The sequence below is a fragment of the Haemophilus parainfluenzae ATCC 33392 genome (assembly GCF_031191205.1).
In the GTDB taxonomy this organism is placed as follows: domain Bacteria; phylum Pseudomonadota; class Gammaproteobacteria; order Enterobacterales; family Pasteurellaceae; genus Haemophilus_D; species Haemophilus_D parainfluenzae.
In genome coordinates this window covers 1,218,195-1,242,759 of the sequence record NZ_CP133470.1, presented here as the reverse complement: position 1 = coordinate 1,242,759, position 24,565 = coordinate 1,218,195, and the positions used below count along the sequence as shown (strand labels likewise).

General features: G+C 38.3%; 25 protein-coding genes and 1 riboswitch. Of the genes, 14 read left to right on the top strand and 11 right to left on the bottom strand.

Annotated features, from left to right (window positions below):
- The first annotated feature begins 38 nt into the window (after positions 1-38).
- The 4 genes from nlpI (at position 39) to RDV53_RS06120 (ending at position 4,590) form a co-directional block, all read left to right on the top strand.
- Positions 39-980 carry a protease adaptor lipoprotein NlpI gene (gene nlpI / locus RDV53_RS06135; protein WP_032822882.1) on the top strand — a complete coding sequence of 314 codons (942 nt, stop codon included), beginning with the start codon at positions 39-41 and terminating at the stop codon, positions 978-980.
- An 82-nt stretch (positions 981-1,062) separates the two neighbouring features.
- Positions 1,063-2,901 carry a DEAD/DEAH box helicase gene (locus RDV53_RS06130; RefSeq protein WP_005695415.1) on the top strand — a complete coding sequence of 613 codons (1,839 nt, stop codon included), beginning with the start codon at positions 1,063-1,065 and terminating at the stop codon, positions 2,899-2,901.
- Between the two features lie 95 nt (positions 2,902-2,996).
- Positions 2,997-4,391, top strand: coding sequence for a membrane-bound lytic murein transglycosylase MltF (gene mltF, locus RDV53_RS06125; RefSeq protein WP_005695414.1), 1,395 nt, complete (start codon positions 2,997-2,999; stop codon positions 4,389-4,391).
- Between the two features lie 55 nt (positions 4,392-4,446).
- Positions 4,447-4,590: a hypothetical protein gene (locus tag RDV53_RS06120; RefSeq protein ID WP_005695413.1), complete on the top strand. Its 144-nt coding sequence runs from the start codon at positions 4,447-4,449 to the stop codon at positions 4,588-4,590.
- A 46-nt stretch (positions 4,591-4,636) separates the two neighbouring features.
- Here the strand turns inward: RDV53_RS06120 and hpf are convergent, their stop codons facing one another.
- From hpf to RDV53_RS06100, 4 genes are all read right to left on the bottom strand, one after another.
- Positions 4,637-4,960 (bottom strand): ribosome hibernation-promoting factor, HPF/YfiA family, encoded by a 324-nt coding sequence (gene hpf, locus RDV53_RS06115; RefSeq protein ID WP_005695412.1) that lies wholly within the window; start codon positions 4,958-4,960, stop codon positions 4,637-4,639.
- A 241-nt stretch (positions 4,961-5,201) separates the two neighbouring features.
- Positions 5,202-6,572, bottom strand: coding sequence for an alanine/glycine:cation symporter family protein (locus RDV53_RS06110; RefSeq protein ID WP_005695411.1), 1,371 nt, complete (start codon positions 6,570-6,572; stop codon positions 5,202-5,204).
- A gap of 88 nt (positions 6,573-6,660) precedes the next feature.
- Positions 6,661-6,781, bottom strand: a riboswitch (glycine riboswitch).
- Between the two features lie 310 nt (positions 6,782-7,091).
- The gene (tkt, locus tag RDV53_RS06105) at positions 7,092-9,089 is read right to left on the bottom strand and encodes a transketolase (RefSeq protein WP_005695410.1); all 1,998 of its coding nucleotides are present in this window, start codon (positions 9,087-9,089) and stop codon (positions 7,092-7,094) included.
- Positions 9,090-9,174: 85 nt separating this feature from the next.
- Positions 9,175-9,852, bottom strand: a complete 678-nt coding sequence (locus RDV53_RS06100; protein WP_032822883.1) for a YtjB family periplasmic protein — start codon at positions 9,850-9,852, stop codon at positions 9,175-9,177.
- 68 nt (positions 9,853-9,920) lie between these two features.
- Here RDV53_RS06100 and serB point away from each other — a divergent pair, with 68 nt between their 5' ends.
- The 4 genes from serB to RDV53_RS06080 all read left to right on the top strand — a co-directional run bounded on the left by serB (position 9,921) and on the right by RDV53_RS06080 (position 12,435).
- Positions 9,921-10,865, top strand: a complete 945-nt coding sequence (gene serB, locus RDV53_RS06095; protein WP_005695408.1) for a phosphoserine phosphatase — start codon at positions 9,921-9,923, stop codon at positions 10,863-10,865.
- Between the two features lie 20 nt (positions 10,866-10,885).
- Positions 10,886-11,377 carry a YajQ family cyclic di-GMP-binding protein gene (locus RDV53_RS06090; RefSeq protein WP_005695407.1) on the top strand — a complete coding sequence of 164 codons (492 nt, stop codon included), beginning with the start codon at positions 10,886-10,888 and terminating at the stop codon, positions 11,375-11,377.
- Between the two features lie 4 nt (positions 11,378-11,381).
- On the top strand, positions 11,382-11,858 hold the full coding sequence (locus RDV53_RS06085) for a hypothetical protein (protein WP_005695406.1): 477 nt from the start codon (positions 11,382-11,384) through the stop codon (positions 11,856-11,858).
- Positions 11,859-11,970: 112 nt separating this feature from the next.
- Positions 11,971-12,435 carry a hypothetical protein gene (locus tag RDV53_RS06080; RefSeq protein WP_005695404.1) on the top strand — a complete coding sequence of 155 codons (465 nt, stop codon included), beginning with the start codon at positions 11,971-11,973 and terminating at the stop codon, positions 12,433-12,435.
- Positions 12,436-12,456: 21 nt separating this feature from the next.
- Here RDV53_RS06080 and RDV53_RS06075 read toward each other — a convergent pair whose 3' ends face one another.
- Together RDV53_RS06075 and RDV53_RS06070 are read right to left on the bottom strand one after the other, a co-directional pair.
- Positions 12,457-12,879: a hypothetical protein gene (locus RDV53_RS06075; RefSeq protein ID WP_005695403.1), complete on the bottom strand. Its 423-nt coding sequence runs from the start codon at positions 12,877-12,879 to the stop codon at positions 12,457-12,459.
- Between the two features lie 3 nt (positions 12,880-12,882).
- On the bottom strand, positions 12,883-13,920 hold the full coding sequence (locus RDV53_RS06070) for an IS1595 family transposase (RefSeq protein ID WP_005695402.1): 1,038 nt from the start codon (positions 13,918-13,920) through the stop codon (positions 12,883-12,885).
- Positions 13,921-14,051: 131 nt separating this feature from the next.
- On the opposite strand from RDV53_RS06070, the gene RDV53_RS06065 reads away from it, so the two are divergent.
- From RDV53_RS06065 to RDV53_RS06045, 5 genes are all read left to right on the top strand, one after another.
- On the top strand, positions 14,052-14,384 hold the full coding sequence (locus RDV53_RS06065; RefSeq protein ID WP_005695401.1) for a helix-turn-helix domain-containing protein: 333 nt from the start codon (positions 14,052-14,054) through the stop codon (positions 14,382-14,384).
- A 335-nt stretch (positions 14,385-14,719) separates the two neighbouring features.
- Positions 14,720-16,567 carry an HsdM family class I SAM-dependent methyltransferase gene (locus RDV53_RS06060; protein ID WP_005695399.1) on the top strand — a complete coding sequence of 616 codons (1,848 nt, stop codon included), beginning with the start codon at positions 14,720-14,722 and terminating at the stop codon, positions 16,565-16,567.
- Positions 16,564-17,538, top strand: a complete 975-nt coding sequence (locus RDV53_RS06055) for a restriction endonuclease subunit S (RefSeq protein WP_005695398.1) — start codon at positions 16,564-16,566, stop codon at positions 17,536-17,538. The genes RDV53_RS06060 and RDV53_RS06055 overlap by 4 nt, the downstream gene beginning before the upstream one ends.
- A gap of 198 nt (positions 17,539-17,736) precedes the next feature.
- Positions 17,737-18,828, top strand: coding sequence for an IS1595 family transposase (locus RDV53_RS06050; RefSeq protein ID WP_005695397.1), 1,092 nt, complete (start codon positions 17,737-17,739; stop codon positions 18,826-18,828).
- A 28-nt stretch (positions 18,829-18,856) separates the two neighbouring features.
- On the top strand, positions 18,857-19,339 hold the full coding sequence (locus RDV53_RS06045; protein WP_005695396.1) for a hypothetical protein: 483 nt from the start codon (positions 18,857-18,859) through the stop codon (positions 19,337-19,339).
- Positions 19,340-19,504: 165 nt separating this feature from the next.
- On the opposite strand, the gene argH is transcribed toward RDV53_RS06045, so the two are convergent.
- Entirely contained in the window at positions 19,505-20,878 is a 1,374-nt protein-coding gene (argH, locus tag RDV53_RS06040; RefSeq protein WP_005695394.1) for an argininosuccinate lyase, read from the bottom strand.
- A 231-nt stretch (positions 20,879-21,109) separates the two neighbouring features.
- Here argH and rho point away from each other — a divergent pair, with 231 nt between their 5' ends.
- Positions 21,110-22,372 carry a transcription termination factor Rho gene (gene rho / locus RDV53_RS06035; protein ID WP_005695393.1) on the top strand — a complete coding sequence of 421 codons (1,263 nt, stop codon included), beginning with the start codon at positions 21,110-21,112 and terminating at the stop codon, positions 22,370-22,372.
- Positions 22,373-22,432: 60 nt separating this feature from the next.
- Here rho and rplS read toward each other — a convergent pair whose 3' ends face one another.
- The 4 genes from rplS to rpsP are packed head-to-tail and all read right to left on the bottom strand — an operon-like array spanning position 22,433 to position 24,415.
- On the bottom strand, positions 22,433-22,783 hold the full coding sequence (rplS, locus tag RDV53_RS06030) for a 50S ribosomal protein L19 (protein ID WP_005697000.1): 351 nt from the start codon (positions 22,781-22,783) through the stop codon (positions 22,433-22,435).
- 36 nt (positions 22,784-22,819) lie between these two features.
- Positions 22,820-23,560 (bottom strand): tRNA (guanosine(37)-N1)-methyltransferase TrmD, encoded by a 741-nt coding sequence (gene trmD, locus RDV53_RS06025; protein ID WP_005697001.1) that lies wholly within the window; start codon positions 23,558-23,560, stop codon positions 22,820-22,822.
- Positions 23,561-23,597: 37 nt separating this feature from the next.
- Entirely contained in the window at positions 23,598-24,125 is a 528-nt protein-coding gene (rimM, locus tag RDV53_RS06020; protein ID WP_005697003.1) for a ribosome maturation factor RimM, read from the bottom strand.
- Positions 24,126-24,169: 44 nt separating this feature from the next.
- Positions 24,170-24,415 carry a 30S ribosomal protein S16 gene (gene rpsP / locus RDV53_RS06015; protein WP_005697005.1) on the bottom strand — a complete coding sequence of 82 codons (246 nt, stop codon included), beginning with the start codon at positions 24,413-24,415 and terminating at the stop codon, positions 24,170-24,172.
- Between the last annotated feature and the right edge of the window lie 150 nt (positions 24,416-24,565).

Genomic DNA, 24,565 nt, shown 5'->3' with positions numbered 1-24,565 from the left:
ACACACCCGTTTTGATTATCAAGCTAACTTATAAAACAATGCAATATTTTCGGTTCTTCCGTTTTCTAGTTTCGTTATCTAGCCTAAGTCTGACTTTATTTATTTCCGGTTGTGTACAATCGGGAAACGTGTTTGTCGCGCCAAATAAAGTCGTACTAGCAGATCAAACACCGAATAGTCATTTCGAACAAGAAGTGATGATTACCCGAATCAGCCAAGTTTTATTAGTTGGAAAAATGAGTAATGAAGAACGAGCGACGCTTCACTTTGAACGTGGCGTTTTATATGATTCCCTCGGTTTGTGGGGCCTCGCACGTTATGACTTTACACAAGCCCTCTCGTTACACCCAAAGATGGCTTCCGTTTACAATTATCTAGGGCTTTACTTACTGCTTGAGGAAGATTACGACAGCGCATTAGAAACCTTTAATGCGGTGTTTGAATTGGATCCAAGTTATGACTATACCCACCTTAATCGTGGTTTAAATTTTTATTACGTCGAACGCTATAATCTTGCTGAAGACGATTTGATGAAGTTTTATGAAGCCGATACCAAAGACCCTTATCGTGTACTCTGGCTCTATTTGAACGAACAAAAATTAAAACCACAAGAAGCCCATGCCAACCTTGTTGAACGAGCTAAAGGGCTATCTAAGGACTTCTGGGGGACAAATATCGTTCAATACTATTTAGGTAATATTTCTGTGGGTGAGTTGCAAGAACGGGCAACTAAATTTGCAGAAAACTCACAGCAATATGCAGAAATATTAACTGAAACCTACTTTTATCTAGCAAAACAAAAACTCAATTTGGGGCAAATTGATGAAGCTGCGGCTTTATTCAAACTCGCTATTGCGAATCAGGTATATAACTTTGTTGAGTATCGTTTTGCCGTGTTAGAGCTGATGAAATTGAAACCAGCTCAAACAGAAGACGAAAAAGAAGAAAAAAGTGCGGTCACAAAAACTGCTGTTTTTTAAACTTGCCTCTTTCTTTTTTCTTTTGTAACAAATAAACCTGAAAGCGAAATTGAGCTTTCCTTACTTACATTCGAGTATTTTAATGACAGACAAAATCACTTTTAATGATTTAGGCTTGCCTGAATTCATTCTAAAAGCCGTTTCTGACCTTGGTTTTGAAACACCTTCGCCAATCCAACAAGCTTGTATTCCTGCTCTTTTAGAAGGCAGAGATGTACTGGGTATGGCACAAACCGGTAGTGGTAAAACTGCCGCATTCTCTTTACCTCTTTTGGCAAAAATTGATCCTGCCGCAAAACATCCACAATTATTGGTGATGGCACCAACGCGTGAACTTGCAATTCAAGTTGCGGATGCTTGTGAACACTTCATGAAATATGCAAAAGGCATTAATATCGTGACCCTTTATGGTGGTCAACGCTATGACATCCAATTACGTGCATTAAAACAAGGAGCACAAGTTGTTGTAGGTACGCCGGGTCGTATTTTGGATCACATCCATCGTAACACATTAAATCTTTCTGAATTAAAAGCGATTGTTCTTGATGAGGCCGATGAAATGCTTCGCATGGGCTTTATTGACGATGTAGAAACTGTTATGGCTGAATTACCGGAAGAGCACCAAACTGCCCTTTTCTCCGCGACTATGCCTGAGCCAATTCGTCGTATCACAAAACGCTTCATGAACAATCCACAAGAAGTGAAAATCAAAGTAAATAACGATAATGCGCCGGATATTGAACAAAATTGTTGGTATGTTCAAGGTTTCCGTAAAAATGAGGCATTATTACGTTTCTTAGAAGTGGAAGAGTTTGATGCGGCAATCATTTTTACCCGCACTAAAACAGGTACACTAGATGTGACCGAATTATTAGAAAAACACGGGTTCCGTGCTGCGGCATTAAACGGTGATATGACTCAGCAATTACGTGAGCAAACCTTAGATCGCTTACGTAATGGCAGTCTTGATATCGTCGTTGCAACCGATGTGGCTGCGCGCGGTATTGATATTGAACGAATCAGCCTTGTAGTGAACTATGACATCCCGCTTGATGCAGAGTCTTACGTTCACCGTATCGGCCGTACCGGTCGTGCAGGTCGTTCTGGTCGTGCATTATTATTCGTTGAACCACGTGAACGCCGTTTACTTCGTAATATCGAACACTTGATGAAAAAACCAATCAATGAAGTTGAATTGCCAAATCATGAAGTGTTACAAGCTTGTCGTCGTAAGAAATTCCAAGACAAGATTACCAAGCAATTGGAACATCACGATCTCGAAATGTATCGCAGCTTATTGGAAGATTTATTCACCGCTGATCAAGATCAAGAAGATATTGCTGCAGCGATGTTGATGTTGCTTCAAGGTAAACAAAAACTCATTCTTCCACCTGATCCTCCGATGGATAAACGTCGTCGTGACCGTAATGATCGTGGTGATCGTCGTGAAAATCCTCGTTCGGCTGAACGTCGTGGTGAACGTAAAGGCTACGGCACACCACAGCCGATGGATTTATATCGTATCGAAGTGGGTCGTGCGGATGGTGTAGAAGTGCGTCATATCGTAGGTGCGATCGCAAATGAAGGTGATATTAACAGCCGTTATATTGGCCATATCAAACTTTATGATGAGTACTCTACCGTTGAATTACCGCAAGGTATGCCAAAAGAATTGCTCCAACAATTCGGTAAAACGCGCGTTTTAAATAAACAAATGCAAATGAGCTTTATGGGCGCAGCACAGTCAGACAATAGACGTAGTGGCAATGACTTTGGTGGAAAAGGTCGCCGTAATGAACGAGGAGACCGAGGCCAAGATCGCTTCCGTGGTCAACGTAACGGCGAACGTCGTCAACGTAAATTTAACGATAAAAACGACCTCACTTTTAATGAACGTGATCGCCGAGATCGCCAACATTAATCCTTATTTAACAGCCCCTTGAAGTAAAAGGGGCTTTTTTATTGTCTTAATTCTCGTTACAATCCTCTCTTATCTCAATTTATAAGGTTTATCTATTGAAAGGTCTATTTTTACGTATTATTGCTGCCTTTGCATTATTACTTTGGGCAGTGGATATGGTGTTCCCTTGGCAAAAAATTATGCAATCGGAGCAAAACCCTTACACCACGATCAAAAATCGCGGTAGCCTTATTGTCGGCACCATTAACAATCCCATTTACTATTTTATTGGGAATGAGGGCGAATCTGGCTTGGAATACGAATTAGCAAAAAACTTTGCTGATTATTTAGGGGTTCGTTTACAAATTAAAACCTTAGAAAATAACGATCAACTTTTTAACGAATTAGAGAACAACAATATTGATATTGCAGCTGCGAATCTTTTATTCCAGCCTCAACGTGCAGAAAAATTTCAGTTAGGGCCATCTTATACTTCCGCTTCTTGGCAGCTTGTGTATAAAAAAGGTGAAAATCGCCCGAAAGATTTAGCGCAAGTACAGCAAGAAATTATCATTTCTGCGGGGGAAGACTTAGAAAAATTACTATCCCTTGCACAGAAGAAACTCCCTGCACTTAAATGGCAGAATAACAAGCAGTTGACCCAAGAAGAATTGTTAATTCAAGTAGCGGAAGGCAAAATTCCTTATACCATTGCAAATAGTATTGATGTGGCGGCCGCACAACAAATTCGCCCTAACTTAGCAATTGCATTTGACCTAACGGATGAAATGACCGTGCATTGGTATCTTTCCAATAAATCCTATAATGAGCTACAAGCAGGCTTGTTGGATTTTATGAATAATGCCATTGAAACAGGATTAATTGATCGTATTGAGGAAAAATATTTCCGCCATATTACTGCCTTTGATTATGTAGATACTCAAGCTTATTTAGAAGCGGTTGAAAAAATTCTGCCTCAATATCAACCGCTCTTTGAAAAATACAAAGGGAATTTAGACTGGCGATTATTAGCTGCTGTGGCCTATCAAGAATCGCACTGGGACCCTTATGCCACCTCTCCAACTGGCGTACGTGGAATGATGATGCTCACCAAAGATACGGCTTTGCGGATGAATATTAATAATCGTACAGATGCTGAACAAAGTATTAAAGCGGGATCTGAATACCTGCATTGGCTACTCGCTCAAATACCTGACAGTATTCCAGAAGAGGATCGAATTTGGTATTCTTTAGCAGCATACAACATGGGATTAGGGCATATTTTAGATGCTCGTCGCTTAACAAAAAAATTGGGTGGCAACCCAGATAATTGGTTAGATGTAAAAAATAATCTTCAACTATTATCGGAAAAGCGTCATTATTCAAACTTAAAATATGGCTACGCTCGCGGTTATGAAGCCTATCAATATGTCGAAAATATTCGCCGTTACATGAACAGCATTGTGAATTATCATCGCGTTCAAGAAAACCAAACGACTGCAACAAAGTAAGTGCGGTCAGAAAAATCAACGTTTTATTGAACTTAAAGAAAACAAGGAGAAAAAGATGTTAAAAAGAAAAACGTTTTTAAAGAAAAAAACATCAAGAGATATCTCTGCCTCACGCAACTTGCGTTTAAGACGCTTAAAACATCGTAAAGCAAAACAGTTCCAACGCCATGCATTACAATTAGTGATTCAAGATATCTAAAAAAGGGCGAACATGATGTTCGCCCTTTTTATTTATTCATTATCCTTTATTTTTCAAAAGAATCTTTCAAACGCTCATCTGCTCGGCGGGATTCGCCTTTATGTTGAAGTTTATTTAATTGACGTTCTAATTTTTCTTCGACTTCATTGATCGCTTTATACATATCATCAGCCGTTGCAGTGGCTAACAGATTACCTAATGGAGTTCCAATTGAAGCCTCTACAGAAAAGCCGTTTGGTACTTTACTTAAAACAAAATGCGGGCTAATCAGTTGAGTGTGCCATTTCTCTAATTTTGCAAGTCTTCCCTCCACATGTTCACGAATTGCAGGAGTGATTTCCATTTGTTTACTTGTGATATTGAGTGTCATAGCATTTACCTCTTTTGCTTAAATGAACCCTTCGGTTCCGTTCATCTTTAGTAACAACATATCGACCTTGAACCACTTTTTCAAGTGCTTTTAGGTAAATAAAAAAACAAATGTTCAAAAATATGATCGGGATCTAATTTCTGAAAAAATGTGATTTCATTTCCGTGTAAACTTGTTATGATGTAAAGCTGTAAACAACAAAGGGAAGCACTCGGCTTCCCTTTTCTTTTTATGAGATAAATTAGGCTAATTCATCTTGATCATGTTGCGTTGCTTTTAAACGTTCAAAGTAATCTTTGGTTTCTGAAATAATCTCTTTGCGTAAACCAATTAATGCAACTAAGTTCGGGAAGGCCATTAAACCATTCACAATATCCGCTAAGATCCAAATTAAATCTAAAGTCAGGAATGAGCCTGCCCCAACCAGAACAATAAACACGAAGCGATATACTTTAATACCACGGATACCAACTAGGTAAAGGAAACAACGTTCACCGTAGTAACACCAACCTAAAATTGTGGTAAAAGCAAAGAATAATAAGCCAACGGTTACAATCGTTGCACCGATTGATGTGCCTAAACCCTGTGCAAAAGCATAGTTAGTCACGCTTGCGCCTGAAAGCTCAGGATTACTCCATGCTCCCGTAATCACAAGCACTAAGCCCGTCATCGTACATACGATGATGGTATCTAAAAATGTTCCTGTCATTGAGATTAAACCTTGGCGAACAGGCTCTTTCGTTTGTGCCGCAGCAGCTGCAATAGGCGCACTCCCTAAACCAGATTCATTTGAGAAAATACCACGTGCCACACCTGATTGAATCGCTTTCATCACGGTAAAACCAACTGCTCCGCCTAAAGCTGCTTGTGGATTAAACGCACTCTGAATAATTAATGCAATTGCAGTAGGCAATTTGTCGTAATTAACGATTAAGATGATAATTGAAGTCGTTACATAACCAAGCGCCATAAAAGGCACAATGACTGCAGATGCTCTCGCAATACGTCTTACCCCACCGAGAATAATCATGGCGACCAATACGGTCACCACTGTTGCAGTAATCACAACAGGTACATTAAAGGTGTCTTGCATTGCATGTGTAATCGCATTCACTTGAGGGAAAGTACCGATACCGAAGAAGGCCACCAACACCCCAAATAGCGCAAATAATTTCGCTAACCATTTGATACCAAGACCACGTTCAATGTAGTACATTGGCCCACCAGCCATAAAACCATATTTATCGCGTACACGATATTTCACAGCAAGCAAACATTCTGCATATTTGGTTGCCATGCCTAATAATGCAACCAACCACATCCAAAAAATTGCGCCTGGGCCACCCGCTTGTACTGCGGTAGCTACGCCGACGATATTCCCGGTCCCGATAGTTGCGGCCAATGCCGTACAAAGTGCCGCAAAAGAAGACACATCCCCTTTGCCTTTATTCGCACCACGAGCAAATAAATAACCCAAGGCACGAGGCAAATAACGAATTTGTAAGAAGCCTAAACGAAGGGTGAGATAAAGTCCTGTTCCGGACAAAAGAATAAGTAGGGGCGGTCCCCATATAAAGCTACTAATAGCCGATAAGATTGTCTGTAATGACATTGATGATTCCTCGTCGCTTAAAATACAAATAAACTCGACAAGGAGACAAGAAGAATCCCGATAGAAATATTTTTGATAATACGGATTGTCTTTTGCCCCTGTCCTTTTGCCTGAGCGTTTGGAAAACAATCGAAAAGTCGACCGCTCTTTTGCGCCTTCGGCGTCCATTTACATCAATAAATGCAATGGATCTCTCCAAGGGTTCGTCCAGTAACAGTCCCTGCAATCTTGCAATTGCGCCTGAAAGATTTTACCTCGTCGGCGTAGGGGCAATTCCCTACTCTCCAGCTACCTTCTTCCGAACTCACTTTTTACGTTTTATTTTTTATCGCAAAAAGTGTTGCGAATTTTAGCAAACTTGAAAGGCTAACTCAATGGATTGACGAAAAAAGGCTTAGATAACAAGGTGAAAGCAGATAAAAACAAAATGCGGTCAAAAATTTTCTTATTTTTTGACCGCACTTTTTTTAAATCAAAAAAGAAAGGCAGGTAATGACCTGCCCTTATCTATTTTTATAATTATAAAATCTCTTTTGCTTTTGCCACCACGTTATCTACGGTGAAACCAAAGAGTTTGAATAATTGATCCGCAGGTGCTGATTCGCCGAAGCTATTCATGCCCACTACACGACCTTCAAAGCCAACGTATTTATACCAGAAGTCCGCAATGCCCGCTTCAATCGCAACACGTTTGGTTACCGCTGCAGGTAATACGCTTTCACGGTACGCTGCATCTTGTTTGTCGAAACGGTTAGTGCTTGGCATAGAAACAATACGTACTTTTTTACCTTCAGCAGTCAATACATCTGCTGCTTTCACTGCTAATTCCACTTCAGAACCTGTCGCAATGAAGATTAACTCAGGTGTTCCCTCACAGTCTTTTAATACATAAGCACCACGTTTAACTGCATCTAATTGTGCAGAAGTGCGGTCCATTTGTGCTAAGTTTTGACGGGTAAAAATCAACGCACTTGGGCCATCTTGACGTTCAACCGCTTGTTGCCATGCGATAGCTGACTCCACTTGGTCACAAGGACGCCATGTTTCAAGATTTGGAATTAAGCGTAATGAGGTGGTTTGCTCAACTGGTTGGTGAGTTGGACCATCTTCGCCTAAACCGATCGAGTCATGAGTATAAACGAATAAAGCACGTTGTTTCATTAATGCCGCCATACGCACCGCATTGTGTGCATATTCGTAGAACATTAAGAAGGTTGCGCCGTAAGGAATGAACCCTCCGTGTAAAGCAATACCATTCATAATCGCTGACATACCGAACTCACGCACACCATAGTTAAGGTAGTTACCACCTACGTTTTCGTGTGCACGAATTGGTTTAGAACCGCTCCATAACGTTAAGTTAGAGCTTGCTAAGTCTGCAGAGCCACCTAAGAATTCAGGTAATACATGTGCATAAGCTTCGATTGCATTTTGTGATGCTTTACGGCTTGCAATACTTGCAGGGTTGGCTTGTAATTTTTCAATGAACGCTTTAGATTCTGCTGCCCAATTTGCTGGTAATTCACCGTTTACACGACGTGTAAATTCTGCAGCAAGTTCAGGATATGCTTTTGCATAAGCGGCAAATTTTTCTTCCCAAGATTTTTCTGCTGCAGCGCCTTTTTCTTTCGCAGACCATTCTGCATAGTACTCAGCCGGAATTTCAAATGGACCATATTCCCAGCCTAGTACTTTACGAGTTAATGCGATTTCTTCATCACCTAATGGTGCACCGTGACAATCATGAGAACCTGATTTATTTGGTGAACCAAAACCGATGATAGTTTTACAAATAATTAAAGTTGGTTTTTCTTTTTCTGCTTGAGCAAGAATGGTTGCAGCGCGAATTTGTTCTGCATCGTGACCATCCACATTGCGGATTACTTGCCAGCCATAAGCTTCAAAACGTTCTGCCGTATCATCACTGAACCAACCATCAACATGACCATCAATCGAAATATTGTTGTCATCGTAGAATGCGATTAATTTACCAAGACCTAATGTACCTGCTAAAGAGCAAGCTTCATGAGAAATCCCTTCCATTAAACAGCCATCACCTAAGAACACATAAGTGTGGTGGTCTACGATTTCATGGCCTTCACGGTTAAATTGACCTGCTAATGTTTTCTCAGCAATCGCCATACCCACGGCATTGGTAATACCTTGACCTAACGGACCGGTAGTAGTTTCAACACCTGGTGCATAACCATATTCTGGGTGTCCAGGGGTTTTAGAATGTAATTGACGGAATTGTTTTAAATCTTCGATAGAAAGATCATAGCCTGTTAAATGTAATAAGCTATAAATCAACATTGAACCGTGGCCGTTAGAAAGCACAAAACGGTCGCGATCGGCCCATTTAGGATTGTTTGGGTTGTGTTTTAAGAAATCGCGCCATAATACTTCAGCGATATCCGCCATTCCCATCGGTGCACCTGGGTGGCCTGATTTCGCTTTTTGTACCGCATCCATTGATAGCGCACGAATTGCGTTGGCGAGTTGTCTACGAGTTGCCATGTTTTTCTCCTATCTAAATAATTCTCAGTATTCTACCTTATTTACTGATTGGCTTAACCAATATTTGCAATTTTATTTACCTTAATCAAATTCTTCGACGACGTTGATGGAAACGCTGGCTACTCGATTTACCTTGCAAATTAACCACCGTTTTAGTTTCCACTGGTTTTCGATATGTTCGACGATAATGACTTAAAAAATAATGAATGGAACTGGCGAATAAAGCGCCTAATAAAAAGACCACGACAATTTCACCATATAAGCGATGAAACATTTGATTGATTTTGCTCTGCGTCGTTTGAGCATATTGGACATCAAACGTCACCCGCAAAAAGCCACGAATGGCATTATTCGAAGCAGAGTAAATTGGCTCAACAATTTGCTGTGTTAAAAACTCACCTTCATTTTTATTTTCTAAGCCTAGTTGTTCACGAAGATTGCCAGTATTGGTACTTTGTGCCAATTCTTTACCGTTATAATCATAAATGGTCGCATCAAGCACAAAATTCTCTTTAACTAAATTATCTAAATTTTCAATGAGCTGATCAGATTTCGCATTATTGGTTAATAAAACTGAAAATAAATTGGCTTGCTGACGAACCAAAGTATGCGATAAATTCGCTACTTGATTCACACTTGAAAGCTGTGAACCAATCTTAAATTGTTTCACACCAAACAAAATCACCGCCATGGCACTGATACAAAGCAGCACGATGAGCCCAAACATCAGTGATTTTTGAAGTTTTTCTTTAATTAATTGCACGTTGTTTTTCCATTTTTTCACCAAGATCGGCTAGAATAGATGAGTATTCACAATTTACAGGATTTTCTATGCAAATTCAAAACCTTACAAGCATTACCCAAAAATATCCCCAATTTCCTACCGCACTTTCGTCTGATTTGCCACATTCTGATGAAACGCAGGCGTTTATTTTATACGGTACAACGCTGAATTTAGCCAAATTACTCGAGTTCCAACAAAAGTGCGGTCAATCTTTCCAGTGTTTTGATGCATGGAACGTTGAAAAAAATACCGTTGTCCTTTTAAAAGGCAAATGGCTAACCGATTTTATTGCCCACGCTCACGACCTGCAATTAGACATCGCCAAACTGGATTTTGATGCAAAATTATCAGAAAATGGTTTATTGGTGATGGATATGGATTCTACGGCAATTCAAATTGAATGTATCGATGAAATTGCAAAACTGGCTGGCACAGGTGAATTAGTTTCTGCCATTACTGAAAGTGCCATGCGTGGAGAACTCGACTTTGAACAAAGTTTGCGTCGTCGAGTGGGAACACTTAAAGGTGCACCAGAAAGTATTTTGCAGCAAGTACGTGAAAAATTACCTTTAATGCCGGGCTTAATTGAAACCATTAAGACATTACAACAACATGGTTGGAAAACTGCCATCGCTTCCGGTGGCTTTACCTATTTCGCCGATTACTTAAAAAGCTTATTAAACCTCGATTTTGCGGCGTCTAATCAATTTGAAATTATTGATGGCACGCTGACTGGCAATGTAAAAGGTAGCGTGGTCGATGCACAATACAAAGCGAATACCTTGCAAAAACTCGCTGAAGAATACGGTATTCCACGCAAAAACACCCTTGCTATTGGTGATGGCGCTAATGATTTGGCGATGATGAAGGTCGCAGGATTAGGCGTAGCATTTCATGCCAAACCGAAGGTGCAACAACAAGCACAAATTGTGGTAAACTTTGCTGACTTAACCGCACTTTTATGTCTTTTAAGTGCAAATGATCGAATTTAATTCATTTTGGGAGAAAATTTATGCCATCTTTTGACATCGTATCTGAAATTACTATGCACGAAGTGCGTAATGCGGTTGAAAATGCAAACCGCGTATTAAGTACACGTTATGATTTTCGTGGCGTGGAAGCGGTGATTGAATTAAATGAAAAAAGCGAAACCGTGAAAGTAACGACCGAATCAGATTTCCAATTAGAACAATTAATTGAAATCTTAATTGGTGCGTTTGTAAAACGTGGCATTGAGCATAGCTCATTGGATATTCCAACAGAAAGTGAACATCACGGTAAACTTTACACCAAAGAAATCAAATTAAAACAAGGGATTGAAACAGAGATGGCGAAGAAAATCACTAAATTAGTGAAAGATTCAAAAATCAAAGTTCAAACTCAAATTCAAGGTGAACAAGTACGCGTAACCGGTAAATCCCGTGATGATTTACAAGCTGTTATTCAATTAGTGAAAGGCGCGGAATTAGGCCAACCATTCCAGTTTAATAACTTTAGAGATTAATTTAATGAAAAAATATCTTTGGGTATTTTGGGCTGCCGTTCCACTATGTTCGTTCGCAAATGAGAATGTCATGAATCTCGGTGATAGCGTCATTGATGTTGTAAAATGTGAAAGCACCAAAGGGGAAAAACTTTGGGTCGAGCTAAATAATCTTAAAACATTCACTTACATGAAAAACGATGTGAATGTGGCTGATCAAACGATAGATAATGCTTACTTACAAGCTTATGCCACAGAAGCGACTCTTTTTCTTCCACCAACAGAAAATAATCAGTTGTGGACGATAATAAAAGAAAGAGCAGTAGATAAGACGAGCATCAGTCAAGTTACTATCGATTTGCGTAATAAGAAAGGTAAGCTAATTTCTCATGCTGCTTGTAAACGAAATGACGAGACTTTTTCATTATTAATGGAATCGAGTTTCGATATAAAAGAGCCTACAGATAAAATCCTTGAATTAATGGATCCACCTACACCATAAAAACGAAAGAGCGGTCAAAAAACACGGTATTATGTAGCAGTTGCACAAAGATTTAATTTGTTGTTTCTGCTACATTTTCTTATCTTTTATGTACGAAAGGTAAGAATAGTCAATGACAAAACAAAAATCAACTTTGGAAAATGCGCTTGAAGAAGCGATTGAAGAAATTGAAACCGAAAAGAAAGAAATTGTAGCGCAAATCAAGCAACTCCATAAAGAATTAAAAGATCTTGATCGGAAGATTTCAGACTATCGTGTAGCATTAAATCACGCAAAAGGTCGGGAAGAACCGCCTTTACCGTCAAACCCCAAATTTAGAAATCTTCGTTTCCAAACTTCTCCTCAACAGTTGATTGCTCAGGTACTAAAACAAGAGCCTTCAAAATGGTTAAGTGTGAAGGAGATTACATATCTGGCGATGAAGTTAGATGGGCAAGAGATTGAAGAAGTCATACCGTATAAACAATCACAAACGATTGCTTGTACATTAAACTATTTAAAGTATAAATCGTTAGTGGAAAAATGCTTAATAGATAACTCACAACATTGGCGATTGAGAACACTTGAGCAAGGATAGTAAATAGCGGTAGAAATACCGCTATTTTTGTTTCCATTGCCAGTGAACCTCATTTCGGCTGATTTGAATTCTATCAATCCATTCTCTCTTATAAAACTCATTCAGTTGTTTACGAACGGAATCAAGATGTTTTTCGGACGGTGTATCAGGGTTTTGTTCAATATCAAAAATGCGCTGCGTGAGTTCTGCAATTGTAAAGGCTTTATTGGGTGCTTCTCGCATCATTTGTACGATGTATTTACGAATTTTCCCTTTAAAGAGCTTATATTTGGAACGGTACACAAAGTTGTCCGTATTATAAAGGGCTACATCACTTTCCTGTTGAGTAAACTCAATAGCACGTTTTAATGTGGCAATGTTCGCATCAAGTAACGCGAGATGATGCAATACCTGTTTACGCTCAAACTCAAATTCTTTGAGTTTCTTATCAAGGTTGTATGCCATAATCTACTGCCAAATCACTTCTTGATGAATAATTTTTCGTTGCCAATAACCGCACCATTCATTGTTATCGTTGGTGGTTTTCAAACATCGGCTTAATACATCAATAAACTGCGCTTTATTTGAGGTACGGCGATTGTCCTCACGGTACGCAATTTCATTAGCATAGTTGAGCAAGTATTCATTGCTAATTCGGTGAACTTGTCCGTAGTACATACGTTTGAAACGACTGAACAAACTTTCTGCCTGATTGTTCGTTACGCCTAAGTCACTGCGATATTCTTCTTTATGGTTTACAGTTCTCAAGTTATAGTAAGGCAACAAGACATCATAAGCCGTGCTTTCATCGGTATTGATTTGTGTATTAGGTTTAATGAACTTATCGGCAAAACTTTTCACTACCGATTGCGATTCAGTATGCGCTACAAAAACGTGAGAGCGTTTTGCCCCACAATGCAGCGCATTACTGGCTTTTTCTTCTGGCGAATAATGCTCACGTGCAACCATGACACAACGTTTATCAGGATTCTGATTTTCCTTTAAACAATAGTCAATGCGATCAGATTTCTTATTTGCTTTACGTGGCGCAGGATGAACATAAGTACCGTCCATATCCACTACACCTGAAAGTGGTTTCATATCACGGCTTTCCAGTAATGCCTTGCGGAATTTATGTGATAAAACAAATGCCGTGCGAGGATTAAGTTTTGCATTACGTGCTAATTGAAGGGAAGATAACCCTTTGACAGCATTTACCCATTCCATTAAAGCATAGAGATAAACCTTAATCGGTTTCTTGCGATTGGCAAAAATGGTACCAGAAGTAACGCTGAAAGTGTGATTACAATGTTTGCAACGCCATTGTTTACGTGTAGAAATATAATAAGGTTTATGTTGCACTCCACATTTAAGACAAGTGATAAACTCTTTGCCACCCCATCTTAATTCACAAAGCAAATCATACGCTTCTTCTTCCGAGAGTTGTGCAATCTCGTAAGAAGAAAGCGAGCGAGCTTTGCTAGAAAGTAAGAAATGCTGAGTCATCGTCTTGTTTAAAATTTATGTTAATAGAGATTTTAAATATGCTCAAACGTGATAAAATGCGTTTAAACTGAAAACAAATATACGCTCATTTGCGTAATTTGTCAATTTTAAATTGAAAATGGAACGCTCAAATGTGTATATCAGAAAGATTAAGACAAGTTTGTGAAGCTAAAAATTGGAAAATTAAAGACTTTGCAGAGCAAACAGGAATTGCTTACCGCACCCTACAAGGTTATGTTGGTGGCGAACGAGAACCTAATGCGGAAGGGATGGCTGGGATCGCTAAAGCAGGAGTGAATTTAAATTGGCTCGTTAGCGGTGAAGGTGAGATGTTTCAAGCTGTAACGCCAAAAAATACTATCTCAGAGCAAGAAGAAAAGCTGATTGCAGACTATCGTACTATGCCTGAAAATTTAAAGGATGCCTTTGCTATTTCTTTTAAAGAAATATCAGAAAAACAATAAATATTTAACTTGACATTAACTCAATAAGGAACAAAAAATGTCCCTACAAGCCTACAAGCCTACAAGCCTACAAGCCTACAAGCCTACAAGCCTACAAGCCTACAAGCCTACAAGCCTACAAGCCTACAAGCCTACAAGCCTACAAGCCTACAAGCCTACAAGCCTACAAGCCTACAAGCCTACAAGCCTACAAGCCTACAAGCCTACAAGCCTACAAGCCTACAAGCCTACAAGCCTACAAGCCTACAAGCCTACAAGCCTACAAGCCTACAAGCCTACAACAAGTAGATTAGCTCTTTCTTTTCAACCTTGCAAATTTATTTTGGGAGGTTTTTATGGAAAGAATTGATATTATTAATACCATAGGGAGAGAGTATTTAAAATCTAATATAGAGAGTGGTGAATTTAGTTATTCAATAGCTCTAAAAAAGATAGGTAAAAACTACAAAGATTACCTAACAGATAAAGCGATAAGAGATTATAAAGATATTGATCTTAGATTTGTTGATGGCTCTTTAACTATTTTGGTTGAAACAAAACAGAAATTATTGAAAAGCAAGTTGATAGAGAATATGGAGCAATTACAAAATTATGTTAATTTTGAAAAAGAATTAACTGGAAATAAAGTTATAGCAATTCTGTCTTCAACTGTTAATGGAGAAATTAGAGTATGGCAAGATGGCTCTGATATTATTGATGATTTTCACGAAGATAAAGATGAAAACGTTATAAAAACAATGAATGAATATAAAAATATTCACTTTGGAACTATTAATAATAAATCTGAGATTGTACAAAATACTTATCAATTAAATGAATTGCTCCATCAATATGGTATTAATGAGAAAATCAGAAGCCAATTTGTCGGGACTTGCTTGTTAGCTTTAAAAAATGGGCTAGTTTATTCAATGCCTATTGATAAAAAGAATGATGAAGGAGAGATTGTTAAAGTAGAGTCATTATCTACGAATCAAATTAGAACAGGTATAGAAGGAATCTTAACCAACTTGCTAAATAAAGATTTAAATAAAGCAGAGAAACTAGTTATATTAAAAAATAAAGTGATTGATTCTCAAGATATTAGAGATTTAAAGATTGATGAATTTAAGAATATATTAAGAACTATAGAAACGAAGATACTTCCATACATTAATGATAAAAATACTATGGGTCAGGACCTTCTAAATCTATTTTTTACTACATTCAATAAATATGTTGGAAAATCAGATAAAAATCAGGCTTTTACACCCGATCACATAGTTCATTTTATGTGTAAAGTTGTAGGGGTTAATAGGAACTCAGTTGTTTTAGATCCTTGTTGTGGCAGTGGGGCTTTTTTAGTCAGAGCATTGACTGAAGCTATGGATGATTGTAATACGGAATCAGAAAGAGAAAAAATTAAATCTTCTCAGATTTACGGTATTGAATATGAGGAAACTGCTTTTGGATTAGCGACAACAAATATGTTAATTCACGGAGATGGTAATTCAAATATTAAACAAGGAAATTGTTTTTTAGAATTAAAAGAGCTATCAACTAAAGGCATAAATGTTGTTTTAATGAATCCACCATATAATGCACAAAGAAAACATTGTGATCCAGAATACGTTGAGAGTTGGTCTGAAAAAATTAAAGAAGATCCCACAAAAGGATTTCACTTTGTTTATAAAGTTGCTAGTTATATTAGAACAGGAAAATTAGCAGTTTTATTACCTATGCAATGTGCAATAGGTGCATCATCTGATATTCAAACGTATAAAAAGAAAATGTTAGATGAACATACCTTAGATGCTGTATTTTCATTTCCATCAGATATATTTCATCCTGGAGCCAGTGCTGTAACTTGCTGCATGATATTTGAACTTGGAACTAAACATAAAAATTCAAAAAAAGATACTTTTTTTGGATATTTTAAAGATGATGGTTTTGAGAAACGTAAGAATCTTGGACGAATGGAAAAGGAAAATAAAGCATGGCAGAGAAGAGAATCAAAATGGCTTGATTTATATTTCAAGAGAAAAGAAGAAAGTGGGTTATCCGTAGTAAAAAAAGTTACTTATGCTGATGAATGGCTAGCAGAAGCCTATATGGAAACAGATTATTCAAAATTAAATCAATCTGATTTTCAGAAAGTATTAAATGAATATCTTGGATACTTAATTTCTAATGGAAAAGTTCTATGAAGAAAATATGTGAATTATTCTATGTTTTTAATGGAAGCAAACTTGATTTTGGAAAACAGATTATCTCTGAATCATCAGATGAGAAAAGTATCAACTTTATCTCTAGAAGTTCAAATAATAATGGTGTAGCTGGTAGAATTATTTTACAAGAGGGAATGAAAACCTTTAATAAAGGGGATATCACGGTTCCTTTAGGTGGTTCCATATTATCAGCTTTCGTACAAGATGAAGATTTTGTTACAGCTCAAAATGTTTGCGTTTTAAGACCAATAGGAGAAATGTCAGAATTAGAAAAATGGTTTTATTGCTACTCTATAAGAGAAAATAGATTTAAATTTTCAGCTTTTGGAAGAGAAGTTAATAAATATATAAAAGAAATTGAGTTACCGGAAAAAATACCTGATTGGGTGTATTCTAGTAAAGGCAGTATAGATTTTAATTTGGAGAATCAATTATCATTTCCTTTAAAATTAAAAAAGGATAACTGGATCGATTTTTATATTCATGATGTTTTTACTGATATTGAGTCTTGTAAATGTTCAAATGCGAGTTCTCTTTTAATAGAAGGGGATGATATTGAGTATATTGGAGCTAAAAAGAAAAACAATGGTGTTATGTATAAAGTTCAATATAATGAAGATCTTATTACAAAAGGGAATTGTGTAATTTTCATCTGCGATGGGCAAGGTTCTGTAGGCTATGCAAATTATATAGATCATGATTTTATAGGCTCAACTACGTTATCTGTCGGTAGAAATGATAAATTAAATCAATATTCTGGAATTTTCCTTGTGACTATACTGGATATGGAAAGGTATAGGTATTCTTTCGGAAGGAAATATAAATCAAATTTGCGCAAAGCCAAAATAAGATTACCAGCAATTTATGATCGCGTTTCTGAGAAATATGTTCCAGACTGGCAGTTTATGGAAAATTATGTAAAATCACTTCCATTTGGAAACAAAATCTAAGATTAAAAATGGCGAGCTTAGGCTTGCTATTTTTTCTTGCAAATCGATCAAGCTTCGATCTAAAATACTGCCCACTTTAGGCAAATCTTATCGTTTGCTTTTTTCATATTTAATTCGTTCAACCAATTTAACTAAAGAAACGTGACTTATTGGGCATAAAACAATAAGTTAAAAGTTAATTATGTATAGAACGAATAAATGAAAAATAAGCAAAAAACATCACCACTTTTACTTTCTGCACTTCGCAATCTCTCTTCGTTCGCTATTTACGATTTATCTGATACCGAAATACTCATTCTTCTTAAAAATGCTCGTTGGGGAAATTCTCATTGTTTTCATACAGTTCAATGTCCTCGTTGTCAGATTGAGCATAAAGCCTATTTTATTTCTTCTCGTAAGCAATGGCAGTGCAAACATTGCCAACATCGTTTTTCTGTAAAAAGTGGTACGATTTTTCAGCACACTAAACTTTCCCTAAAAAAGCTACTGTTATCGGTTTATTATTTCACTATCAATAGTAAAGGGATTTCTGCGCTTAACTTATCTCGTCATATTGGCGTGCAATATAAAACGTCATGGGCATTACTACATAAATTTCGTGAAGCAGTTGAAAAAACGCAAGATTACACACCACTCACGGGCATTATTCATATTGATGGTTGTTATGTGAATAACTACCTTCGCCCCAAAAATTTTAAACATAAGCGAATTGATAGACGTAAGAGATGTCACCAACGTAAAGATAAATCCTGCGTTATGGTTTTCCGTCAACAAGCTGCAAATCAGGAAATAATAAAAGGAACCGACCGCACACTCGTTGCATTAGTTAAAGAGGAAAATGCTGATGATATGCTTGCTTTAACACATCGCTTAGTCGCACCAAAATCTACAATTTGCGCTGATGAAAATCCTGCTTATGATGGCTTGGCATTTCACTATGACTTATGTCGCGTAAATCATTCGCAAGAATATTGCTCGATTGACGGCACCACCAATAACCTAGCAGAATCCTTCTTTGCTAGATTTAGAAGAATGATTATGGGTGTGTATCATAAGATGGGAAATAATTACATGATGCACTATGCGAATGAAACCGCATGGCGTGAGGATTTTCGTTACCAGTCAGATAAAGACAAATTCGACAACGTACTAAAACGCTGTTTGAAAGCCAGACCTTCACGAGATTTAACAGGTTACTGGCAGGGAAATAAGAAGCCTACGGCAAAATTCGGATTAGAAAGTTTGTGTTTGGAAGCATCAAACGATAACCAATATTTAGCCGTAGCCTAAACAATTTAAAGCAACACAAGGAGCAATAATGGAAACCATGACACACACGCCACTTAACGTGGATTTAAAAAAGATGGACTATGAAACATTCAAAACTTTTATGCGAGAACTGGCTCAGATGTATTCAAACGTAAAAGATGATGCCTATCTGTTGTTCTATCACAATTTGCGAGACCTTGCGAAAGAAGTCAGTACTTTACCCCGTAATCCATTGATATTTTATGGGGCCTATGAAATCGCTAATAATCAGGTAGTCGTGGCGATATTTGAAATGCAATTTACCGATGAAGTGTTTGAAACCGAAGATGGGAAACCTTATCAGATGCTTTCTATTATTAGTAGTTTTGCAGAAGATAAAATCTATCTACGTTGCCCGACTAAAATTAGAGAACACTTAACCCAACCTGAATACGTTGCTCTCTGCGAACAGGCTTACCCTGCAATGATGGAACAAATGCTGCTAGAGGAGCAACGAGAAAGACTGTTTAGAAGAAAACGGAAAAGTGAGTAACGTAAAAATAAGTAGAATTCTGTAAAATACATTTATAAAAAATAATGCCCTTATCGAAATAAGGGCATTTTTGTATAGTTTTGTTTAAATTTTGGTCTTTGTGCAACTGCTACATAATACCGAAAAAACACAACATTTTTTGACCGCTCTTTTTATTTGCGCTAATTAAGCTAATCTCGCTTTTGCTTCTGCAATCGCTTCTGCCACTCGAAGTGGTGAAACCCCACCTTTCGCACAACGTTTATCTAAACAAGATTGTAGTGAAAGAATGTCATATACATCATCCCCTACCACATCACTGAATTGACGGAATTCAGGAATGGTTAAGTCTTCCAAGGCTTTGCCTTTTTCAATGGCATAAACCACGGTTTCACCGACAATATGGTGAGAATCACGGAATGGTACACCTTTTGCTACAAGATAATCTGCTAGCTCTGTTGCATTTGAGTAGCCTTTTAAAGCAGCTTCACGAGTACGATCGGTATTCACTTTTAATTCATCTAGTACAAAAGTCGCCATATCTACGCAATCTTGCCAGGTATCTAATGCATCAAAGATCCCTTCTTTGTCTTCTTGCATATCTTTGTTATACGCTAATGGTAAACCTTTTAAGGTCATCAACATACCGGTTAATGCACCCATGACACGGCCCGCTTTACCACGAATCAATTCACAAGCATCTGGATTTTTCTTTTGTGGCATTAAAGAGGAACCAGAAGTCACACGATCCGATAATTCCACAAAATTCGCTTCACCACTGTTGAAAATAATCATATCTTCTGCGAAACGAGAAAGGTGAGCCATGCTTAAAGATGCCGTTGAAAGTAATTCCACAATATGATCGCGATCTGATACGCTATCCAAACTATTACGCGTCGCAAAAGCAAAACCAAGATCGGCGGCTAATTGTTCACGATCGACCGCATAGGCTGTCCCCGCAAGTGCACCACTGCCTAATGGACAGCTATTCATGCGTTTATAAGCATCGGCGAGACGTGAATAATCACGCTCAAACATTTCCACATAAGCCATGCACCAATGAGCAAAAGTGATTGGTTGTGCACGTTGTAAATGAGTATAACCCGGCATCACCGCATCTTGTGTATTTTCCGCCGTTTGAACCAAATGGCGTTGAAGATTACGAACGGACTCTTGTAACTCGATTACACGCTGTTTGCACCACATTTTGATATCAAGTGCAACTTGGTCATTACGGCTACGACCCGTGTGTAATTTTTTACCTAAATTACCCACTTTATCAATAAGCTTACTTTCCACCCAGCTATGAATATCTTCTGCATCATCTTGCAAAATCGCTTGTGGATTTGACCGCACTTCGATTAATAATTCATTTAAGGCAACCTCTAGCTGTTGTTGCTCTTCAGCACTTAATACACCAACATTCACTAAAGCTTTAGACCAACCAATTGAGCCTTCAATATCTTGCTCTGCCAAGCGATAATCAAAACGCAGGCTATCATTAAAATCTTTAAAACGTTTGTCTGCCGCTTGTGTAAAACGACCACCCCAAAGAGCCATAGGTTATCCTTCTTTTAACATTAAAACATGATTAATTATTCAATTATCACGCATAATTAATCAATATGCAATAATAATCTCTTCATGACTGGTTATTTTACCCTGTTTTTTCTAACAAAAACTAGACAGTATTAGATTTTAGTGGTAATTTACGCACCATTCTTAAGGGCATTGCCCACCATTCAAACATTTCAGTATTATCAACTCTTATTCGTTCCAACATTATTAATTATGCATCTTACAGAACTTAAAAATACGCCTGTTTCTGATCTTGTGAAACTTGGCGAAGAACAAATGGGTTTGGAAAATCTTGCCCGTTTACGTAAACAAGATATTGTTTTTGCTATTTTGAAACAACACGCCAAGAGCGGTGAAGATATTTTTGGCGGCGGCGTGTTAGAGATTTTGCCCGATGGTTTCGGTTTCTTACGCTCCGCAGACAGTTCCTACCTTGCTGGTCCTGATGACATCTACGTCTCTCCAAGTCAAATTCGTCGTTTCAATCTTCAAACTGGTGATAAAATCGAAGGTAAAATCCGTCCACCAAAAGAAGGCGAACGCTATTTTGCACTTTTAAAAGTCGACCAAGTCAACGATGACAAACCTGAAGTCTCTCGTAGCAAAATCCTTTTCGAAAACTTAACGCCATTACATGCTAATTCTCGTTTAAGAATGGAACGTGGTAATGGTTCAACTGAAGATTTAACAGCACGTATTTTAGATTTAGCCTCTCCAATTGGTAAAGGTCAGCGTGGTCTTATCGTGGCTCCGCCAAAAGCAGGTAAAACCATGTTGTTACAAAATATTGCACAAAGCATCACGCACAACTATCCAGAATGTGAACTTATTGTGCTTTTAATCGATGAGCGCCCCGAAGAAGTAACAGAAATGCAACGCTCAGTTAAAGGTGAAGTAATTGCCTCAACCTTTGATGAACCAGCTGCTCGTCACGTTCAAGTGGCAGAAATGGTTATCGAGAAAGCAAAACGTTCTGTAGAGCACAAAAAAGACGTGGTGATTTTACTCGACTCTATCACGCGTTTAGCTCGTGCTTACAATACTGTTACGCCAGCATCTGGTAAAATTCTTTCTGGTGGTGTGGATGCAAATGCTTTACATCGTCCAAAACGTTTCTTTGGTGCAGCGCGTAACGTAGAAGAAGGTGGTAGTTTAACCATTATTGCAACCGCACTTGTTGATACGGGTTCAAAAATGGATGAGGTTATCTTTGAAGAATTTAAAGGTACCGGTAACATGGAATTACATCTTTCTCGTAAAATTGCAGAAAAACGTGTGTTCCCAGCAATCGACTTCAACCGTTCAGGTACGCGTAAAGAAGACTTACTTACCACACCAGATGAATTACAGAAAATGTGGATTCTTCGCAAAATCCTTAACCCAATGGGTGAAGTGGAAGCAATGGAATTCCTCATTGACAAACTTATGGTGGCGAAAACCAACGATGAGTTTTTTGAAATTATGAAGCGGTCTTAATATTGGCCGCACTTAAAAACAAAAAAGGCTTGGAAAACCAAGCCTTTTTCATTTTGCGAATTATTCGCCCAAACGCTCTTTAATACGAGCAGATTTACCTGAACGTTCACGTAAGTAGTAAAGTTTAGCTTTACGTACTGCACCTTTACGTTTAACAACGATAGAATCTACAGCTGGAGAGTGAGTTTGGAATACACGCTCAACACCTACGCCGTTAGATACTTTACGTAAAGTGAATGCTGAGTGCAAGCCACGGTTACGAATTGCAATAACCACGCCTTCGAATGCTTGCAAACGACGTTTGCTACCTTCAACTACCCATACTTTAACTTCTAAAGTATCACCTGGGCGGAAACTAGGTACGTTTTGTTTTAATTGTTCTTGTTCAAGTTGTTTGATAATGTTAGACATTGTTTGATCCTTTATTGATCCTAGATGTAACTGAAACTAACTGTTATATTCGGCTTGCGCTTCTTTTAACAGCTTACGTTGTTCGTCAGTCAGAGCTAGGCCTTCTAAGAGCTCAGGGCGTCGGAGCCACGTTCTTTGTAGCGATTGTTTTAATCGCCATTTCCGAATTTCTTCGTGGTGTCCCGACATCAGCACGGGCGGTACCGTTAATCCTTCTAACACTTCCGGTCTGGTGTAATGCGGGCAATCTAATAAACCATCTGCAAAAGAATCCTCTTCTGCCGAAGCTTGTTTGCCTAATACACCGGGAATAAATCGCGCAACAGCATCAATTAATGTCATTGCCGGCAATTCCCCACCGGTCAGAACGTAATCGCCGATTGACCATTCTTCATCAATTTCAGTTTGAATCAATCGCTCATCAATACCTTCGTAACGTCCACATACCAAAATCAATTTCTGATTTTGAGCAAGTTCCGTTATGCCACCTTGATCGAGTTTACGTCCTTGTGGCGAAAGGTAAATCACCTTTGCGCCTTCTCCTGCAGCTGCTCTCGCAGCATGAATCGCATCCCGTAAAGGTTGCACCATCATCAGCATTCCCGGACCACCACCATAAGGACGGTCATCCACGGTTTTATGCTTGTCGAATGTAAAATCTCTTGGATTCCAACATTCCACTTGCAGAAGATTGTGTTTTACGGCTTTACCTGTAACCCCAAATTCCGTAATCGCTTTAAACATTTCGGGGAACAATGAAATTACCCCTATCCACATAAAAAGCCTACTACATTACGTTTGTGCATACTTGAGATTAGAAACCAGCGTCCCAATCCACTTCAATTGTTTTCGTGGTGAGATCGACTCTTTTAACTACTTGTTCATACAAAAACGGAATTAACCGCTCTTGTTTCCCAAAAGCATCTTTAGTATTGGCTTTAACCACTAACACATCATTAGAACCGGTTTCCATCATCTCTGTTACCGTTCCCATTGTATAACCTTCTAGGTTGACGACTGAACAACCGATTAAATCGTGCCAGTAATAATCGCCTTCTTCCAGTTCAGGGAAAACAGATAAATCCACACCAATTTCAACATTCGCTAAAGTTTGTGCAGCTTCACGATCATCAACGCCTTTTAATTTAACGATGATTTCGTGATTATGATGACGCCAGTTTTCTAATTCAGTTGGCTGCCATTCACCTTTGATTTTTAAAAACCAAGGTTGATAATCAAAAATGCTTTCAGCTTGTTCTGTTGATGAATAAATACGTAACCACCCACGGATACCGTAGGTTGAGCCTAATTTGCCCACAACTTCAATGCGTTGTTGTTCCATATTTTTCACCTATCTTAGTTTAAGAACTAAATCAAAAAGCGAGATTATGCTTTTTGAGCTTCTTTTACCAAAGTTGCAACACGATCTGAAAGTGATGCACCTTGAGCAACCCAGTGGTTTACACGCTCAAGATCAACACGAAGACGCTCTGCGTTACCTTGTGCGATTGGGTTGAAGAAACCTACACGCTCAATGAAACGACCGTCACGTGGTGAACGACTGTCAGCTACTACGATTTGATAAAATGGGCGTTTTTTAGCTCCGCCACGAGATAAACGAATGGTTACCATAACCTTCCTCTAAATGTTTAATTACTAAAAGAATATTCTCAAACTCGAAAGTGATTTAAGAATATAGCTTACTTTTTTCTCTGTATATATAGACAAAAAGCCTGCGAATTTTATACTTTTTGAGCAAAATTCCAAGTTTTGGATGAGCAT

What these genes read in the sequence shown, in the direction of transcription:
- nlpI (WP_032822882.1), top strand. Translation starts at nt 39, where the DNA reads ATGCAATATTTTCGGTTCTTCCGTTTTCTAGTTTCGTTATCTAGCCTA.
- RDV53_RS06130 (WP_005695415.1), top strand. Translation starts at nt 1,063, where the DNA reads ATGACAGACAAAATCACTTTTAATGATTTAGGCTTGCCTGAATTCATT.
- RDV53_RS06120 (WP_005695413.1), top strand. Translation starts at nt 4,447, where the DNA reads ATGTTAAAAAGAAAAACGTTTTTAAAGAAAAAAACATCAAGAGATATC.
- hpf (WP_005695412.1), bottom strand. Translation starts at nt 4,960, where the DNA reads ATGACACTCAATATCACAAGTAAACAAATGGAAATCACTCCTGCAATT.
- RDV53_RS06110 (WP_005695411.1), bottom strand. Translation starts at nt 6,572, where the DNA reads ATGTCATTACAGACAATCTTATCGGCTATTAGTAGCTTTATATGGGGA.
- tkt (WP_005695410.1), bottom strand. Translation starts at nt 9,089, where the DNA reads ATGGCAACTCGTAGACAACTCGCCAACGCAATTCGTGCGCTATCAATG.
- serB (WP_005695408.1), top strand. Translation starts at nt 9,921, where the DNA reads ATGCAAATTCAAAACCTTACAAGCATTACCCAAAAATATCCCCAATTT.
- RDV53_RS06090 (WP_005695407.1), top strand. Translation starts at nt 10,886, where the DNA reads ATGCCATCTTTTGACATCGTATCTGAAATTACTATGCACGAAGTGCGT.
- RDV53_RS06085 (WP_005695406.1), top strand. Translation starts at nt 11,382, where the DNA reads ATGAAAAAATATCTTTGGGTATTTTGGGCTGCCGTTCCACTATGTTCG.
- RDV53_RS06080 (WP_005695404.1), top strand. Translation starts at nt 11,971, where the DNA reads ATGACAAAACAAAAATCAACTTTGGAAAATGCGCTTGAAGAAGCGATT.
- RDV53_RS06075 (WP_005695403.1), bottom strand. Translation starts at nt 12,879, where the DNA reads ATGGCATACAACCTTGATAAGAAACTCAAAGAATTTGAGTTTGAGCGT.
- RDV53_RS06070 (WP_005695402.1), bottom strand. Translation starts at nt 13,920, where the DNA reads ATGACTCAGCATTTCTTACTTTCTAGCAAAGCTCGCTCGCTTTCTTCT.
- RDV53_RS06065 (WP_005695401.1), top strand. Translation starts at nt 14,052, where the DNA reads ATGTGTATATCAGAAAGATTAAGACAAGTTTGTGAAGCTAAAAATTGG.
- RDV53_RS06060 (WP_005695399.1), top strand. Translation starts at nt 14,720, where the DNA reads ATGGAAAGAATTGATATTATTAATACCATAGGGAGAGAGTATTTAAAA.
- RDV53_RS06055 (WP_005695398.1), top strand. Translation starts at nt 16,564, where the DNA reads ATGAAGAAAATATGTGAATTATTCTATGTTTTTAATGGAAGCAAACTT.
- RDV53_RS06050 (WP_005695397.1), top strand. Translation starts at nt 17,737, where the DNA reads ATGAAAAATAAGCAAAAAACATCACCACTTTTACTTTCTGCACTTCGC.
- RDV53_RS06045 (WP_005695396.1), top strand. Translation starts at nt 18,857, where the DNA reads ATGGAAACCATGACACACACGCCACTTAACGTGGATTTAAAAAAGATG.
- argH (WP_005695394.1), bottom strand. Translation starts at nt 20,878, where the DNA reads ATGGCTCTTTGGGGTGGTCGTTTTACACAAGCGGCAGACAAACGTTTT.
- rho (WP_005695393.1), top strand. Translation starts at nt 21,110, where the DNA reads ATGCATCTTACAGAACTTAAAAATACGCCTGTTTCTGATCTTGTGAAA.
- rplS (WP_005697000.1), bottom strand. Translation starts at nt 22,783, where the DNA reads ATGTCTAACATTATCAAACAACTTGAACAAGAACAATTAAAACAAAAC.
- trmD (WP_005697001.1), bottom strand. Translation starts at nt 23,560, where the DNA reads ATGTGGATAGGGGTAATTTCATTGTTCCCCGAAATGTTTAAAGCGATT.
- rimM (WP_005697003.1), bottom strand. Translation starts at nt 24,125, where the DNA reads ATGGAACAACAACGCATTGAAGTTGTGGGCAAATTAGGCTCAACCTAC.
- rpsP (WP_005697005.1), bottom strand. Translation starts at nt 24,415, where the DNA reads ATGGTAACCATTCGTTTATCTCGTGGCGGAGCTAAAAAACGCCCATTT.